Origin of the sequence: Streptomyces lavendofoliae (assembly GCF_014649735.1) — a bacterium.
GTDB classification, from domain to species: Bacteria; Actinomycetota; Actinomycetes; order Streptomycetales; family Streptomycetaceae; genus Streptomyces; species Streptomyces lavendofoliae.
The window spans coordinates 73,091-88,342 of sequence record NZ_BMTP01000017.1; the positions used below are offsets into that span (position 1 = coordinate 73,091).

Below are 15,252 nucleotides of genomic sequence, written 5' to 3' on the forward strand. Positions count from 1 at the left end.
GTGCGGGCCACTGTCGATCCCTTCGTCCGTGTCACTGCTGAAGCCGTTTCGGTGCGGGACGGCGCCGGCGCGGAGGCCGGGCCACTACGGCGGCCGGGGCTGTTCGGGGTGGGAACGCCCCGGCCGGCCGGACCGGACGGGCGCCCGCTCGTGACGTGCCGCCGTTTCCGGTGACGCCATGGAACGTCCGTCGGCTCGATCGGCGCTCGCGCCCCCATGGACCAGCCGCGCCGGGCCGTCATGTGGGGACGTTGCCGTGCTTGCGAGCAGGCACTTCCGCCTTCTTGGCCCGCAGCATGGCGAGCGAGCGGATCAGTGTGCGGCGGGTCTCGGCCGGCTCGATGACGTCGTCGACGAGCCCGCGCTCGGCCGCGTAGTAGGGGTGCATCAGCTCGGACTTGTACTCCTGGATGCGCTGTGCCCGCAGCGCCTCGGGGTCGTCCGAGGCGGCGATCTCCCGGCGGAAGATGACGTTCGCCGCGCCCTCGGCGCCCATGACGGCGATCTCGTTGGTGGGCCAGGCGAACGACAGGTCGGCCCCGATGGAGCGGGAGTCCATGACGATGTACGCGCCGCCGTACGCCTTGCGCAGCACCAGGGAGATGCGGGGCACGGTGGCGTTGCAGTACGCGTACAGCAGCTTCGCCCCGTGCCGGATGATGCCGTTGTGTTCCTGGTCGACGCCCGGGAGGAAGCCGGGGACGTCGACGAGGGTCACCAGCGGGATGTTGAAGGCGTCGCAGGTCGACACGAACCGGGCGGCCTTCTCGCTGGCGTGGATGTCCAGGACTCCCGCGAGGGAGGCCGGCTGGTTGGCGACGATGCCGACCGTGTGCCCGTCGAGGCGGGCGAGCGCGCACACCACGTTGCGCGCCCAGCCCTCGTGGACCTCGAAGATCTCGCCGTCGTCGACGATCTCCTCGATCACGCCCCGGATGTCGTAGCTGCGTCCGGGATCGGCCGGCACCAGGTCGGCGAGGGCCTCGGTGCGGCGGTCCGGCGAGTCGTCGCCCCGTGCCGGTGGCGGCAGTTCGCGGTTGTTCGAGGGCAGCAGCGACAGGAGGAACCGTACGTCCTCCAGGCATTCGGCCTCGTCGTCGTACGCGAAGTGGCAGACGCCGGAGGCGGTGGCGTGGACGTCGGCGCCGCCCAGGCCGTTGTGGGTGATCTTCTCGCCGGTCACCGCCTGCACCACGTCGGGTCCGGTGATGAACATCTGGGCCGTCTCCCGCACCATGAACACGAAGTCGGTGAGGGCCGGGGAGTACGCGGCGCCGCCGGCGCAGGGCCCGAGCATCACGCTGATCTGCGGGATGACCCCGGACGCCGCGACGTTGCGCCGGAAGATGCCGCCGTAGCCGGCCAGCGCGGTGACGCCCTCCTGAATGCGGGCGCCGGCCCCGTCGTTGAGGCTGACCAGCGGGGCCCCGGCGGCCTCGGCCAGGTCCATGACCTTGTGCACCTTGGCGGCGTGGGCCTCTCCGAGCGCTCCCGCGAAGACGCGGAAGTCGTGCGCGTAGGCGAAGACGGTACGGCCGTGGACCAGCCCCCAGCCGATCACGACGCCGTCCCCGTGCGGTTTCCTGTCCTCCAGGCCGAAGCCGACGGCCCGGTGCCGCCGGAGCGGCTCGATCTCGGTGAACGTGTCCGGGTCGAAGAGCAGCTCGAGGCGTTCGTGGGCGGTGAGCTTGTTCTTGGCGTGCTGCCGCCGGGTGGCCTCGGGGTCGGGCCCGCGGCTCACCTCCTCCTTGAGGCGGCGCAGCTCATCGGCGGCTCGTCGCAGGTCAGGGGCAGCCTGGGTGACCGTCAGGTCGTCGAGGATCGTCATCGGCCGAACGTAGGCAGCTCGGCTCGAGACGTACTGGAGCAGATGTCAGCCCGTAGTCGACAGCGGCAGCTCCAGCGCCGGGTCGGCGGAGAGCACCGCGTGGTGCAGCCGCTGCAACCGGGGCGAGGGCTCCAGGCCGAGCTCGTCGATGAGCGTGCCGCGCAGCCGCTGGTACGCCTCCAGGGCCCGCCAGGCCGCGCCGGCGCGGTGCAGCGCGGTCATCAGCTGGGCGCAGAAGTTCTCGTGCATGGGGTGCTTGGCGACCAGGACGCGCAGTTCGGGAACGATCTCCGTGTGGCGGCCGAGCCACAGGTCGGCGTCGATCCGCCGTTCGAGGGCGGCCATCCGGTCCTCCTCCAGCCGCAGCACCTCCAGTTCCAGGACGGGGCCGACGCGGACGTCCACCAGGGCGGGTCCCTGCCACATCCGCAGGGCGCCGCCGAGCAGTTCGGAGGCGGCGTAGTGGTCGCCCGCCTCGTGCGCGGCGCGTCCCGACGCGGCCAGCCGGCCGAACTCCTGCACGTCGATCTGGCCGGGCTGGACCTGGAGGAGGTAGCCCCCGTGCTGGGTGACCAGGACGTCCTTGGCCTGGCGGGTGGGGTCGCCGTCCAGCGCGGCGGTGAGCTTGCGGCGCAGCTGGAGGATGTACGTCTGCAGGGTGGTGGCCGCGCTGCGGGGGATGTCCTCGCCCCAGATCTCCGCCATCAGCGTCGGGACGGTCACCACGCGGTCGGCCTGCAGGGCGAGCAGGGACAGTATCTGTCGCGGCTTGGCGGCGGTCGGCACGATGGACACCCCGTTCTCACGGGCTGCCAGCGGTCCGAGGACCTTGATCTCCATGTGTATGCCCTCCTCTTCCCGTTTCCGCGGCCGTTCCCGGTACGGGACGGCCGCCGGCCCCGGAGCCCAGCTCTGGAGCCTGGAGCGAGCCTGGCATCAGCGGTGTTGGAGCCCCAGTGAGAGGGTCACGAGGGCGGGCATGAAAATGTCATACCGCGGTGGTGACTCCCACACTGTGCCGCCGGACTCACCGGGCAGCAGAATCCGTGGCCTCGGCACGTCGAACACACCACGTTCGTTCGACCGACTCATGAGGGGGATTCTCGTGAACACCACCATGACCACCGCCCGTACGGAGGCGGACAGACCCAGCGCGGCGACCATCCCTGGCGGATCCACCGGCGTCCTTCCTGCCGATCACCGATCCGCCCTGCTCACGGCCCTCGCGGGGCTGGAGCCGAAGATGGCGCAGCGGTACATGACGGACCCGGCCTCGGTGCTCGCGGAGTTCGGGCCGGCGGCGGAGCCGGTGTACGGGGGCGGGGACTTCGTCCGGGAACTGGTGATCGAGGACCTGGACCGGCCGGGGGTCGCGGACGGCCTCGCGGGCTGCCGCTGCTACGTTCCGCTGGCGCGGGAAGCCGGGATGGTGCGTGCATGACGACTCCGGGCCTTGCCGGCACGGAGTTGCCGGTCGGTTTCAAGAGGCACCTGCGAGTCGAGGCGATCGCCGGCGACGCCGTCTACCTGTTGTCCGAGCAGGGCACCACCGCTCTGCAGGGGCAGGACGTGCAGACTCTGGTGACGCTGCTCGACGGGACCCGGACCCTGCCGGACGTGCTGCGCGAGGCGTCGGCCGTGCTGGGTCCCGCCAAAGCGGCCCGGATGATCGCGGAACTGGTGAAGGCCGACCTCATCGGCTACCGCGACCCGGCGGCGGACGCGTCGACCGACGCCTACTGGGAGTTCGCCGGCCTCAGTGGGCCCGACGCCTCCGCGTCGCTCCAGCGCACGCAGGTCGAGCTGCTGACGCTGGGGCGGGTGGACAGCGACCTCGCCCGCGCCGAGTGCCTGGCGGCCGGGCTGCGGGTCGCCGATCCGGGCCAGGGGGGCCCGGCGGCGCTCACCCTCGTCCTGTGCGACGACTACCTCGACCCCCGGCTGGCCGGGGTCGGCACACGCCACCGGGCCGCCGGCCGGCCGTGGCTGCTGGCCAAGCCCTGCGGCGCGGAGACCTGGGTGGGTCCGGTGTTCGGCGGGGCGGCCGAGGGGCCCTGCTGGGAGTGCCTGGCACACCGGCTGCGTGGGCACCGGGCCTCCCGCACCCCGGTTCTGCACGCCCTCGGGCTCGCGGGAACGGTCCCGGTGCCCGAGGCGTCGCTGGCCACCGTGCGGGCGCTGGGACTGCACACCGCGGTGCTGGAGGCGGCCAAGTGGGCGGCGGGGATGCGCTACGAGGGCCAGAACGCCGTCCGTACCCTGGACACCCGTACGCTGCGCACCCGCCAGCACCCGGTGACACGGCGGCCACAGTGCGCCACCTGCGGTGATCCCGGCCTGGTGGCGGCCCGGGTACGACGTCCCCTCGTGCCGGTGTCGCGGCCGAAGGCGGAGGCCGAGGGCAGCAACGACCGGGCGTACGACGCCCGGACCGTGCTGGCGCGCTACCGGCACCTGGCCGATCCCGTCACCGGCGTCGTCGCCGAGGTGCGGCCGGCGCCCGACGCTCCGGAGGGGCTCAACCGGTACGTGGCCGGCCGCAACCTGGCGTTCACCGGGGGCCGTTCGCTGGCGGGGCTCCGCGGGGGCCTGCGCGGGCAGAGCGGGGGGAAGGGAACGACCCCGCTGGAGGCCGAGGTGGGGGCGTTGTGCGAGGCGGTGGAACGTTACTGCGGGACCCGTCAGGGCGACGAGCCCACCGTGCGGGACACCCTGCGGGGGCTCGGGGACGCCGCCCTGCACCCCAACGACTGCCAGCTGTACGACGAACGGCAGTTCGCCCACCGCGAGCGGTGGAACGCGGTGCACTCGCCCTTCCAGTACGTACCGCGGCGCTTCGACCCGCTCGCGCCCACGGACTGGACCCCGGTGTGGTCCCTCACCGCCGGCACGCACCGGTTCCTGCCCACGTCGATGCTCTACTTCGACGCGCACACCGACGCCGTCTCCGGCGGTCCGTTCGCCGACTCCAACGGCAACGCGGCGGGCAGCAGCCTGGAGGACGCCGTCGTGCAGGGCTTCCTGGAGCTGGTCGAGCGGGACGCCGTGGCCCTGTGGTGGTACAACCGCACCCGCCATCCCGAGGTGGACCTCGACGCCTTCGACGAACCGTGGCTCGCCGGAACGCGCGCGGCGTACGGACGGCTGCGCCGGGAGATGTGGGTGCTCGACCTGACCGCCGACTTCGGGATACCGGTGATGGCGGCCGTCTCCCGGCGCGGGGACACGGCCGCCGAACACATCGCCCTGGGTTTCGGGGCCCATTTCGACCCGCGACTGGCCCTGCGCCGTGCGGTCACCGAGATGACTCAACTGCTGCCGCCCGCTCCGGACACGCGCAACTTCCACACGCTCGACGGCGACACGCGCACCTGGCTGCTCAAAGCGACCGTCAGGAATCAGCCATACCTGATACCGGATCACGCCGAGACGCCCCGAGTGCCGGGTGATTACACCTATCTCCGGCGGGGCGACCTGAGGGACGACATCACGGCCGCCGAGGCTCTGGTGCACGCCCGGGGCATGGAACTGCTGGTGCTCGATCAGACCCGCCCTGACGTGGGGCTTCCGGTGGCGAAAGTGGTGATCCCGGGGATGCGGCACTTCTGGGCCAGATTCGCCCCGGGCCGGCTGTTCGACGTACCGGTCGGTCTCGGACGGCTCACCAGCCCCACCAAGTACGCCGATCTCAACCCCATTCCGCTGTTCGTCTGATTTCGGATGCGGGTCGCTAGCAGTGGCCCGGGGGCAACGGAAAGTCATAGCATGCGGCTCGCCATCACAGTCCGGGGCGAGGAGGGGCGATGCCGGAGTGGAGCGAGCGCGTGGAACGGCCCTGGTCATGGCACACCGCGAGGCGAACACGCGGGGACCGCGGCCCGCATCCGGAGGAGATCGGTACGGAACAGCCCCCGCCCGTCCTGCGACCGCACGTCCCCGCACCACGGCTGGCACGGGCGATCATCACCGCGGCTCTCCTGTGCTACAGCACGATCACCGTGCTCAACGTCATCAGGATGAGGCCCGGAACCAGCCAACTGGTGCTGTGCCTGGCCCTCGTGGTCGTGGTGTTCTCGGTCCAGTTCGTCATCTCCGCCCCCAAGGCGCGCCGCTGGCCGGTGCGCAGGAAACTGACCGTCCTGTCCCTGCAGGCACTGCTGACGTTCCTGCCGCTCGTCTGGTTCGGCAACAACTGGGGCAGCATGGAGGGGCCGCTCGCCGCCTCGCTGCTCCTGTTGTTGCCGCCCAGGTTCGGCTGGGTCTGCTACGGGTTGCTCATCTGCTACATCCCGGTCTACAACTGGCTGGTCGGCGCGTCGGTCGACCTGATCCTGTACTTCACCCTCGCCGGCATCCTGTCCGGTCTGGTCATCTACGGTCTGACCCGGCTCGCCGACCTCGTCCACGAGGTGCACGCCACCCGTGAGCAGATGGCCAGGATGGCCGTCACGCAGGAGCGGCTGCGGTTCGCGCGGGACCTGCACGACCTGCTCGGGTACAGCCTTTCGGCCATCGCGCTGAAGGGGGAGCTGATCCAGCGGCTGGTGCCCGTCCGGCCGGAGCAGGCCGCCGAGGAGACCGCCGACCTGCTGCGGGTGGCCCGTCAGGCGCTCTCCGACGTACGCCTGGTGTCCAGCGGGTACCGCGACATGTCCCTGTGCGACGAGGCGGAATCGGCGGGGGCCGTGCTCGCGGCGGCCGACGTGCGGGCGGAGGTCCAGGTCGAGTGCGGGCGCCTCCACCCGGCCGTCGACACCGTCCTCGCCACCGCGCTGCGCGAGGGCGTGACGAACATTCTCCGCCACAGTGGCGTACAAGTATGTAGCATCAAGGCACTTGTCGAAGGGGAAACGGTCCGGCTGACGCTGGTCAACGACCGCCCGCACGAGGAACCGGACCATGTCTCGCCGATCGTCCGGCGCGGCGGAAGCGGCCTGGACAACCTCCGGACGCGCTTCGCCTCCATCGGCGGCGGCCTGAGCGCGGGCGTGCGGGAGGACGGACGTTTCCACCTCGAAGCCTGGGCACCGCTCCGCCCGCGGACCGACGGAGCGGGAGCCCCGGACGCGGTCCGGGAGAGAGCCGCGGCCTGAAACGGACGCCGATGACGGGGGTTTTTGATGCTGTCCGTGAAAATCCTCCTCGCCGAGGACGTGCACATGGTCCGGGGGGCGCTGATCGCGCTGCTGGAACTCGAACCGGACCTCCAGGTGGTCGCGGCCGTCGACCGCGGTGACACCATCGTGCAGGCCGCCCTGCGGTCCCGGCCCGACGTGGCCGTGATCGACGTCGACCTGCCGGGGATCGACGGACTGACGGCGGCGGCCGAGCTGCACGAGCAACTGCCCAGCTGCCGCACCCTCATCCTCACCAGCCTGGGCCGCCCGGGAACCCTGCGGCGCGCCCTGTCGGCGCACGTGTCCGGCTTCCTCCTCAAGGACTCGCCGTCGGACCAGCTGGCGCTCGCCGTCCGGTCCGTGGCGGCCGGCCGGCGGGTGGTCGACCCGCAACTGGCCCTGGCCGCCTGGGACTCACCGGAGAACCCCCTGTCACCGAGGGAGCTGGAGGTGCTACGCCTGGCCGCCCGCGGGGCCGACGCCGCCGAGATCGCCGGATGCCTCTACCTGTCCAAGGGAACGGTCCGCAACTACCTGACGGCCATCGTCAGCAAGCTGGGCGCCCGCAACCGGATCGACGCCATCCGCCTCGCCGAGGAGGCCGGCTGGATCCCCTGACCCGGGGCGGGGCGCCGCCAGCAGCGCGTCGAACAGCCCCTCGTCCAGGGTGGTGTCCACGGCGACGTCCACCGGCTCGCCGAACCCCGCGTCGAACACCGCGGCGCTCACCACGTACCGGCCACCCGCCGGGAACGTGCCGAACGTCCACGAACCGCCCGCCGGTGTGCCGTCCGGCCGCACCAGCCAGGCGCCCGTGTCGTCCAGCGCGAAGCCGAACTCGGTGAACCGGAACCGCAGCCCCTGGCCGAGGGCCTTGCTGTAGGCCTCCTTGAGGGTCCACAGCCGCACCATGGTGTCGTTGCGTCTCTCCTCGCCGCCCGCGTCGAGCCGCCGCTTCTCGTAGGGGGTGCACGCCTGGGTCTCCGACCCGGTGTGCGCCAGGCGGCGGTCGGCGCGCTCCACGTCGACCCCGACGCGTCCCATGCGGGTGATCCCGACGACCATCATCTCCTCGGTGTGGCTGAGGCTGACGTCGATCTGGTCGCAACCGCGCACGTAGGGGCGGCCGCCCGGCTGGTACGACAGGTCCACCAGGTGCGGCGCGGTCCGCAGGATCGCCGCGGCCGCGTGCCGCAGCAGCAGTCGGGAGGCGGTGAACCGTTCGCGCAGCCGGGGCTGGGTGAACGTCTGGTAGCGGTGCCAGTCCCGGCCCAGCAGCCTCGGCAGCTCGGCCTCGGTGCCCTCGGGGGGCAGCCAGTCCGGCATCGTCCCGTACACCAGCACGGTGCCCGCGTGGGCCAGCTCGTCGCGCACCGGCTGCCAGGGTCCCCGCGGTCCCCGCACGGACAGGGGCCGTCCGATCCGTACCGTCACCTCACGCCCCGGCCAGTGCGGCGGCCAGCGGTCCGGCGTCGAGTACGGAGATCACACCGGCCAGGTCCACGGCGTCGCTCTCCGGACCCTGGCACACGGGCAGGCAGACGGGGCCCCGGGCACCGCCCAGCCGGCGCAGGTACGGGGTGAGCACCGCCCGGGGGCCGATCTCCACGACATGGGTCGGCGCCTGCTGGGCCAGCAGGGCGCGCGCGGCGTCGGCGAACCGGACGGGCGCGGTCAGCTGCTCGGTCCAGTACGAGGCGTAGAGCGGTTCGGTGGTGAGTCTGCCGTACACCGTGGAGTAGAAGGGCACCGAGGCCGCGCCGCCGGGGACCCTGCGGACCACCGCCTCGAACTTGGGGACCACGGGCGCCATCAGCGGTGAGTGGAAGGCGTGCGTGACCGTGAGGTGGCGGCACCGCACCCCCCGCTCGGCGAGCTTGCTCTCGATCCGCTCCAGGCCGCCGCGGTCGCCGGACAGGACCGTCGACTTGGCGGCGTTGATGGCGCTGATGCCGACGCCCGGCTCGCACGCGATCAGCTCGGTGGCCTCGTACGGCGTGATGCACGCGGCCATCATGCCGCCGCCGGAGGGCAGGTACTGCATGAAGGCGCCGCGCAGGGCGACCAGCTTGGCGGCGTCCGGCAGGGTGAGGGCGCCCGCGACGGCGGCGGCGGCGAACTCGCCGATGCCGTGGCCCAGGACCGACACCGGGCGGACACCGGCCTCCTCCAGGGTCTTGGCCAGGGCGTACTCGACCGCGAACAGCGCGGGCTGGGTGAAGGCCGTCTGGTGGATGCGCGGGTCCTTGCCCAGGATCATCTCCACCACCGACAGCCCGGTGTAGGGCTGGAGCACCGTCCCGGCCTCGTCCAGGAAGCGGCGGTAGACGGTGGAGTTCCGGTAGAGCCCCGCGGTCATGCCGGGGTGCTGCGAGCCCTGGCCGGTGAAGACGAAGGCCGCCCGGATCCGGCTGCCGCCGGATCCCGCGCCCCGCTCGGCCATGTGGCGGGCGAGTTCGCGCACGGTGGGGTACGCCCAGATGTCGGCGGGCTCGACCAGCGGACCGAACTCCTCCTCGATGTCGCCGTACAGGCTCAGCCCCGCCACCGAGTCGAGGTACTCATGCACGGAGTCGGTCTCCCGCACCGGCCGGCCCAGGTAGTGGGCGAGCCGGTCCAGCAGCCATTCACGGTAGGCCGTCTCGAAGTCGTCGTCCCGCTGCTGTTCTCGCATGATGTGCTCCTTCTCGGCGGTCGTCAGGCAAGGGGTGAGTCGTACAGGTCGTAGCTGCGCCGGCCGTGCAGCCGGGCCAGCACCTCGGCGAGCACCCTCCGCTCACAGGCGGTGGGGCGGTCCGGCAGCGGCAGGCCCAGCCGGCGGCACAGCCGGTACAGCGCGGCGGTGGGCCAGGCGGCGTCGGCGAGGAAGGTGCCGGCCGCGCCCGCGGCGGTGCGCCGGCCCCGCCACACGCCCAGGCACGCGGCGGCGGCCAGCACCAGCGTGTACCGGTCCGCGAGCCCGAAGTTGTGCGGGCTGGCCAGCGCGGAGCGGTCGCTCAGCGGCACCTCGGCGAACGCCTTGCGCAGGTCGCCCAGCTCGGTGGTGAGGGAGCGGGCGAGGAAGCGCAGGACGGCCCGGCCCTCCTCCTCCAGCCCGTCGGGCGGCGCGGTGTCCTCCAGCAGGTCGGTGGAGGACACCAGGGTCGCGGCCAGCGGGTCGCCGTCGCCCAGCAGCGCGGGCCGGGTCAGGTCCAGCGGCGGCAGGTCGTCGTCCGGCGCGAACAGCGCGGCGGGCGCCTCGGGGTCGGCGAACCAGGCGTGCCGGGCGAAGTACGGCAGCTGCGGCAGCAGGCTGACCTGCCGGCCGGCGCTGCCCGCGTGGCCGAGCGAGGTGACCGGCAGGTCGCGCAGCTGCTTCTGGAACATGCCGTACATGCCGTCCTCGGCGAACGTCGCCTCGCCGAGGACCGCCGACATCTCGTCCATGCTCTCCGAGACCAGCTTGGGCGCCAGGTAGGCCGCGGCGGCGGCGTAGGCGCTCATCTGCTTGGGCAGCAGGTGCAGTCCCCGGGTGGCGACCAGGGCCAGGCAGTCGATCAGCAGCAGGTCGAGGAAGCCCCCGGTGAGGACGTCCCGCACGTGCTGGACGTCGAGCGACGAGCGGCCGTCGTCACGCCGGCGGGCGGCGAACCGGGCCGTGGTGCGCAGCGCGGTGTCGGCGCCGGCCAGCACGATGGACGGGATGAGGCCGCGGATGACGAGCGAGGAGCGCAGCGACAGCTCGTAGCCGTCGCCCGGTTCGCCGAGCACGGCGCTCTCCGGGACGGGGCACCGCGTGATGCGCAGCCCGCCGAACTCCGCGCTGCGCATCCCCGTGGTGGTCCGCCGTGCCAGGTTCTCCACCCGGTCCGGGGGCAGTTCGCGGCGGTCCAGCAGCAGGACCGAGCGGCTCCGGCTGCCGGTGACGCCCGGGGTCCGGGCGAAGATGACCAGGCCGTCGGCGCGGGAGGCGTTGGCGATCGCCGACTTGCTGCCGTCGAGCACCAGTGCGCCGTCGGCGGGCCGCACGGTGAACTCGTCGCTGACGAAGTCGTTCCCGTGGGCCACCTCGTGGCGTGCGACGGCCATCCGGCGGCCCTCCAGCAGGATCCGGGCGGCGAGCCGTCGCTGGGCGGCGTCCCCGGCGGTCCACACGGGGGTGGCGGCGAAGAAGCAGTTGAGCCCGTACCCGAACCCGAGGGAGGCGTCACGGCGGAACACGGGCCGCAGCAGCCGGCCGAGGACGTCCATCCGCTCCAGCCTGCCCCCGAGCGCGGCGGGCACGAACTCGGCGTTCAGCCCGTACGCGTCGAGGACCCGCTCGGCCTCGGGCAGGACCGCGCCCGCCGCGTCGGCGGCGAGCAGCGCGGCGCCGCCGAGCGGGTTGGCCGGGTCGTCGAGCGGCCCGAAGGCCCGCTCCAGGGCGTCGATGCGCTCCGCCGCCCCGGCACGGCCCAGCCCGTCCGCGCCCGCGCCGGCGTCGTCCACGGCCGCCGGGCGGGCCTGGGGGCCGGGGGTGCCGGGCGTCGCGGTCACCGCCGCCTCCCCGAGGCGACGAGGCGCTGGACCTCGGGGTCGACGCGCTGGTGCAGGGCGGTGACCTCGCCGCGCAGGAACAACCGGCGCATGGCCGCCCGTTCGACCTTGCCGCTGGTGGTCCGGCGCACGGTTCCCGGGCGGACGAGGAGCACTCCCCCGGTCGTCACCTCGTACTCCTCCCGCAGCTGCTGCTGGACGGCGGTGACCAGTCCGGCGAGGTCCGTGTCGTACCGGCTGCCCGCCCGCAGCTCCTGGAGGATCACGATGCGCTCGCGCGCGCCGGGGACGGCGAACGCGGTGGCCGGTCCGAACAGCGCGCTGACGCGCTGCGCGGTGCGCTCCAGGTCCTGCGGGTACAGGTTCCGCCCGGCGACCACGATGGTGTCCTTGAGGCGCCCGTTGACGTGCAGGAGGCCGTCGGCGAGGGCGCCGAGGTCCCCGGTGCGCAGGTAGGGCTCGGAATCCTCGCCGATCCGGCCGTCGAACACCGCCGCGGTCTCGGCGGGGCGCGCCCAGTAGCCGGGGCCGACGCCGTCCGCCCGGACCCAGATCTCGCCCGTGCGGCCGTCCGGCAGTTCCTCGTGGGTCTCCGGGTCGACGATGCGTATGTCGGCGGAGGCGGGCGGGCCGCAGTGGGTGGTTCTCCCGGTTCCGGTGAGGTCCGCCGGGGCGGTGGCGGCGCCGGACACCAGCAGCGTCGCCTCGGCCAGCCCGTAGCACGGGATGAGTGCCTCGGGGCGCAGGCCGGCCGGGGCGAACCGCTCCGCGAAGGCGCGCAGGGTCGCCGGGTCGACCGGCTCGCCGCCGGAGACGGCGATGTCCCAGCCGGAGAGGTCGAGCCCGGCGATCTGGGCGTCGTTGACCCGGCGTACGCACAGGTCGTACGCGAAGTCGGGCGCGCCGCTGGCGGACAGCCCGTACCGGGAGATGGTCTCCAGCCAGTGCGCGGGCCGCTTGACGAAGGCGGTCGGGGACAGCAGAACGGCGGTGCCGCCCAGCCACAGGGCGTGCAGCAGCTGGCCGACGAGCCCCATGTCGTGGTGGAGGGGCAGCCAGCCGCCGATCCGCGCTCCGCGGCGGGTGCCCAGCGCCCGGCCGATGGCCTCCTGGTTGGCGAGGAGGCTGCGGTGGGTGACCACCACCCCGCGCGGGTCCCGGGTGGAGCCGGAGGTGTACTGGAGGAAGGCGACCGCGTCCGGGTCGGAGGGGGCCGGTACGGGCTCCGGAGCCCCGGCACCCGGCCGGACGCCGGCCGCGGGGCCGGCCCCGGTGCCGCCGGTCTCCGTGCCCGCGGTGCCGTCGGCCGGGGCGCCGGGCGCGGTGGGCGGGGCGTCGGTCAGGACGCAGGTGACGTGTCCGTAGCCGGTGCGGGCGAGCAGCTGGGAGACGTCGGCGGCCTCGGTGGAGGCGGTGAGCGCGCAGGAGGCCGAGGCGTCCTTGACGATCCCGGCGATGCGTTCGTCGTGGTGCGGGCGGCCACCGGGCGGGGCCACCGGGACGGCGACGGCGCCCGCGTACAGGCAGGCCAGCAGGCCGGTGGCGAACAGCTCCCGGGAGCTGTGGGTGAGCAGCACCCGGTCGCCGGGGGCGATGTGCCGCCGCAGGCGGGCGGCGAGCCTGCGGGCCGCCCGGTCGAGCTCCCCGTAGGTGATGGTGCGGGGCTCCAGGATTCCGGACCTCTCGGTCAGGATGATGAGGGCCTCCCGTTCGGGCGACTCCGCGGCCTGGGCCTGGATGAGTTCGGTGAAGGTCCGGTGACCGGTCACGCCCTCCCCCTTGCTTGTCGTGCGGCCGTACCTCCCGGTGCGGTCGCGGCTGTCCCTGGCGATCGTGTGGTGGGTGCGGTCACGGACCGGGCCGGGCCATCGGCGGCCGGTAGTCGCCCGTCTTGACGGTCCATCCCGCGTACGCGGCCTTCTCCGCCTCGCCCGGCTCGCCCCCGCGGCGCGCCAGGGCCAGCAGCACGGCGGTCACCGCGGCGAGTTCGGCCGCGTCGGGCTGACCGCGGAGCACAGTGATGCGCGTTGGTTTCACCATGGGAACAGCCTGCGCCCGGCCGCTCGAAGCGGGCTCGCGCGGCGAACGCGCCAAGAGCCGAGGACCCGTGGTCCTCGGCTCTTGGGCCGGTGGAGCCGTCCGGGCCTCAGCCGATCACGCGCTCGTACGCCACGTGCCGGGTCCGGTCCACCTCGATGTCCGCGCGCCGGCCGAGGGCGTGCCGCAGGGCGCGGTACTCCGCGCTGCCCAGGGCACGGTCGCAGTCCGCCGTGTTCCGCCACCACTGGAGACCGGTGTACCTGCCGGGGACCAGGGTCGAGCGGAGCAGGTCGCTCCCCCCGAAGCCGCCGAGCGTGGCGAAGTGCTCGTTCATCTCGGCGTAGCCCCGCTCGAAGGCGTACGGGTCCTCGCGGACCGTGACCCGGGTGAGCACCACGTTCTCCGCCCCGACGACGGCGTTCTCCCGCAGCACCCGGGCGACGCTGACGGCCTGGTCGGCCTCGGCGTCGACCAGCGGGCCGAGCTCCTTGACGTGGAGCTGGAACGTCTCGTCGTTGACGGTGTCCAGGAAGCCCCGCAGGGTGCTCCAGTGGCCGATGTGCGCGTACACGTCGGGCCGCTCGACGAGCCTCACGGTGACGAGGAAGTCGAAGTCGTCGCGGCGGCGCAGGAACTGGGAGTGCTCCCTGAAGAGCCTCTCGAAGGTCGCTGCGTCGCCCTTGACCTCGAAGCGGTTGATCACCGCAACCGGCTTGTGCAGACTACGATCCGGCACGCGCTTCCTCCGCGAACTGCTTGGCATGGCGCAGGGTGGTGGAGCTGTTGGTACCGAGCGCCTTGCGGACCAGTGCGCGGGCCTCGGCGAGCGTCGCCTCGGGGCCGAGTGCCGCGCGGACCCCTTCGGGGTCGAGCGTGACGGTGTGCCACGAGGTGGCTCTGACTGTACCGTCACCCAGCGATTCGATCACCCATCTGCCGGTGTGCCCGCTCATGGCGACCGGTACGCGCAGCTGCTTGTAGACGATCATGTTGCGGTCCTCGAAGCACACCCGCACCGAGGTGGTGTTGTGGGTGGAGCCGTCGGGGCTGCGGGTGTCCATGTCCATCTGCTGGACGCCGGGCTCGTCCTCGGTGAGGTCGAGGCGGGCGACGTGGGGCAGCCGCTCCGGCCAGAGGTCGGCGCGGTCGAGGAAGGCGTAGACGTCGCCCGCCGCGCCGGCGACGACCTCGGAGTCGCTGAAGGTGAAGTGGAGCTCTTCGCGGGCGTCGCCGAGTTCGGCGGCGTTCTTCAGGGCGGCCAGCTCGGCGCGGCTGTTGCGGTCGACGGCCTGCTCGATCAGTTCCTCGGCGGCCGGGTCGTCGCCGGTGGCCCGGTAGTCGTGGAGCAGGACGACGCGGGTGCGGCCGTCCTCCAGCGGTTCGACGCGCCACTCGCCGCCCATCGAGGCGACGGGCGCGGCCGAGACCACCTGGCGGAAGGTGATGGTGCGCGACGCCGGGTCGAGGGTGCGCCGGGAGGTCCAGGTGCGGACCTTCTCGTTGGCGATGGCCCAGATGCGCAGCAGTTGCTCGCCGCCGGCCTCCGGTGCCTCTTCGAGGAGCTCGACGTGCACGGTCGGTCCGAACACCTGGGGCCACGCGGAGACGTCCGCCACGAGGTCGTAGATGACGGCGGGCGAGGCCGCCACGGTGATGGAGTGCTCCGTGACGTGGGGAGCTCTGGTCTCGGACGTAGCGGTCGGTGCCACGGCAACTTCCCTTCGACAGCCGCGAGGAACGGCGGTTCACAGA

At 73.0% G+C, this 15,252-nt stretch carries 12 protein-coding genes and 1 pseudogene; 4 read left to right on the forward strand and 9 right to left on the reverse strand.

The features are described 5' to 3' along the window. Nucleotides 1-238 precede the first annotated feature (238 nt). Together IE109_RS27200 and IE109_RS27205 are read right to left on the reverse strand one after the other, a co-directional pair. Complete coding sequence (locus tag IE109_RS27200) at nucleotides 239-1,828, reverse strand: acyl-CoA carboxylase subunit beta (RefSeq protein ID WP_189554002.1); 1,590 nt, start codon at nucleotides 1,826-1,828, stop codon at nucleotides 239-241. A 45-nt stretch (nucleotides 1,829-1,873) separates the two neighbouring features. After that, nucleotides 1,874-2,668 carry an AfsR/SARP family transcriptional regulator gene (locus IE109_RS27205; protein ID WP_189554003.1) on the reverse strand — a complete coding sequence of 265 codons (795 nt, stop codon included), beginning with the start codon at nucleotides 2,666-2,668 and terminating at the stop codon, nucleotides 1,874-1,876. A 265-nt stretch (nucleotides 2,669-2,933) separates the two neighbouring features. Between IE109_RS27205 and IE109_RS27210 the strand changes: the two genes are divergently transcribed. The 4 genes and pseudogenes from IE109_RS27210 to IE109_RS27225 all read left to right on the forward strand — a co-directional run. Beyond that, complete coding sequence (locus IE109_RS27210; RefSeq protein WP_189554004.1) at nucleotides 2,934-3,269, forward strand: hypothetical protein; 336 nt, start codon at nucleotides 2,934-2,936, stop codon at nucleotides 3,267-3,269. Beyond that, the gene (locus tag IE109_RS27215) at nucleotides 3,266-5,542 is read left to right on the forward strand and encodes a TOMM precursor leader peptide-binding protein (RefSeq protein ID WP_189554005.1); all 2,277 of its coding nucleotides are present in this window, start codon (nucleotides 3,266-3,268) and stop codon (nucleotides 5,540-5,542) included. The genes IE109_RS27210 and IE109_RS27215 overlap by 4 nt, the downstream gene beginning before the upstream one ends. A gap of 89 nt (nucleotides 5,543-5,631) precedes the next feature. Then, nucleotides 5,632-6,921 (forward strand): sensor histidine kinase, encoded by a 1,290-nt coding sequence (locus tag IE109_RS27220; protein ID WP_189554006.1) that lies wholly within the window; start codon nucleotides 5,632-5,634, stop codon nucleotides 6,919-6,921. A 27-nt stretch (nucleotides 6,922-6,948) separates the two neighbouring features. Continuing rightward, nucleotides 6,949-7,479: pseudogene (locus IE109_RS27225) on the forward strand (response regulator transcription factor); the annotation flags it as partial. Here IE109_RS27225 and IE109_RS34230 read toward each other — a convergent pair. The 7 genes from IE109_RS34230 to IE109_RS27260 form a co-directional block, all read right to left on the reverse strand. Next, nucleotides 7,399-8,319, reverse strand: coding sequence for a 4'-phosphopantetheinyl transferase family protein (locus IE109_RS34230; RefSeq protein WP_506417185.1), 921 nt, complete (start codon nucleotides 8,317-8,319; stop codon nucleotides 7,399-7,401). The pseudogene IE109_RS27225 and the gene IE109_RS34230 overlap by 81 nt on opposite strands. A gap of 61 nt (nucleotides 8,320-8,380) precedes the next feature. Then, nucleotides 8,381-9,619, reverse strand: a complete 1,239-nt coding sequence (locus IE109_RS27235) for an acyltransferase domain-containing protein (RefSeq protein WP_189554008.1) — start codon at nucleotides 9,617-9,619, stop codon at nucleotides 8,381-8,383. A 23-nt stretch (nucleotides 9,620-9,642) separates the two neighbouring features. Then, entirely contained in the window at nucleotides 9,643-11,460 is a 1,818-nt protein-coding gene (locus IE109_RS27240) for an acyl-CoA dehydrogenase family protein (RefSeq protein ID WP_189554009.1), read from the reverse strand. Next, nucleotides 11,457-13,229: a fatty acyl-AMP ligase gene (locus IE109_RS27245; RefSeq protein WP_189554010.1), complete on the reverse strand. Its 1,773-nt coding sequence runs from the start codon at nucleotides 13,227-13,229 to the stop codon at nucleotides 11,457-11,459. Before IE109_RS27245 ends, IE109_RS27240 begins: the two co-directional genes overlap by 4 nt. Nucleotides 13,230-13,308: 79 nt before the next feature. Beyond that, nucleotides 13,309-13,500 (reverse strand): acyl-CoA carboxylase subunit epsilon, encoded by a 192-nt coding sequence (locus tag IE109_RS27250; RefSeq protein ID WP_189554011.1) that lies wholly within the window; start codon nucleotides 13,498-13,500, stop codon nucleotides 13,309-13,311. A 106-nt stretch (nucleotides 13,501-13,606) separates the two neighbouring features. Beyond that, complete coding sequence (locus IE109_RS27255) at nucleotides 13,607-14,236, reverse strand: antibiotic biosynthesis monooxygenase family protein (RefSeq protein WP_189554012.1); 630 nt, start codon at nucleotides 14,234-14,236, stop codon at nucleotides 13,607-13,609. Next, nucleotides 14,223-15,209 carry an aromatase/cyclase gene (locus tag IE109_RS27260; protein WP_189554013.1) on the reverse strand — a complete coding sequence of 329 codons (987 nt, stop codon included), beginning with the start codon at nucleotides 15,207-15,209 and terminating at the stop codon, nucleotides 14,223-14,225. The genes IE109_RS27255 and IE109_RS27260 overlap by 14 nt, the downstream gene beginning before the upstream one ends. Nucleotides 15,210-15,252 lie beyond the last annotated feature (43 nt).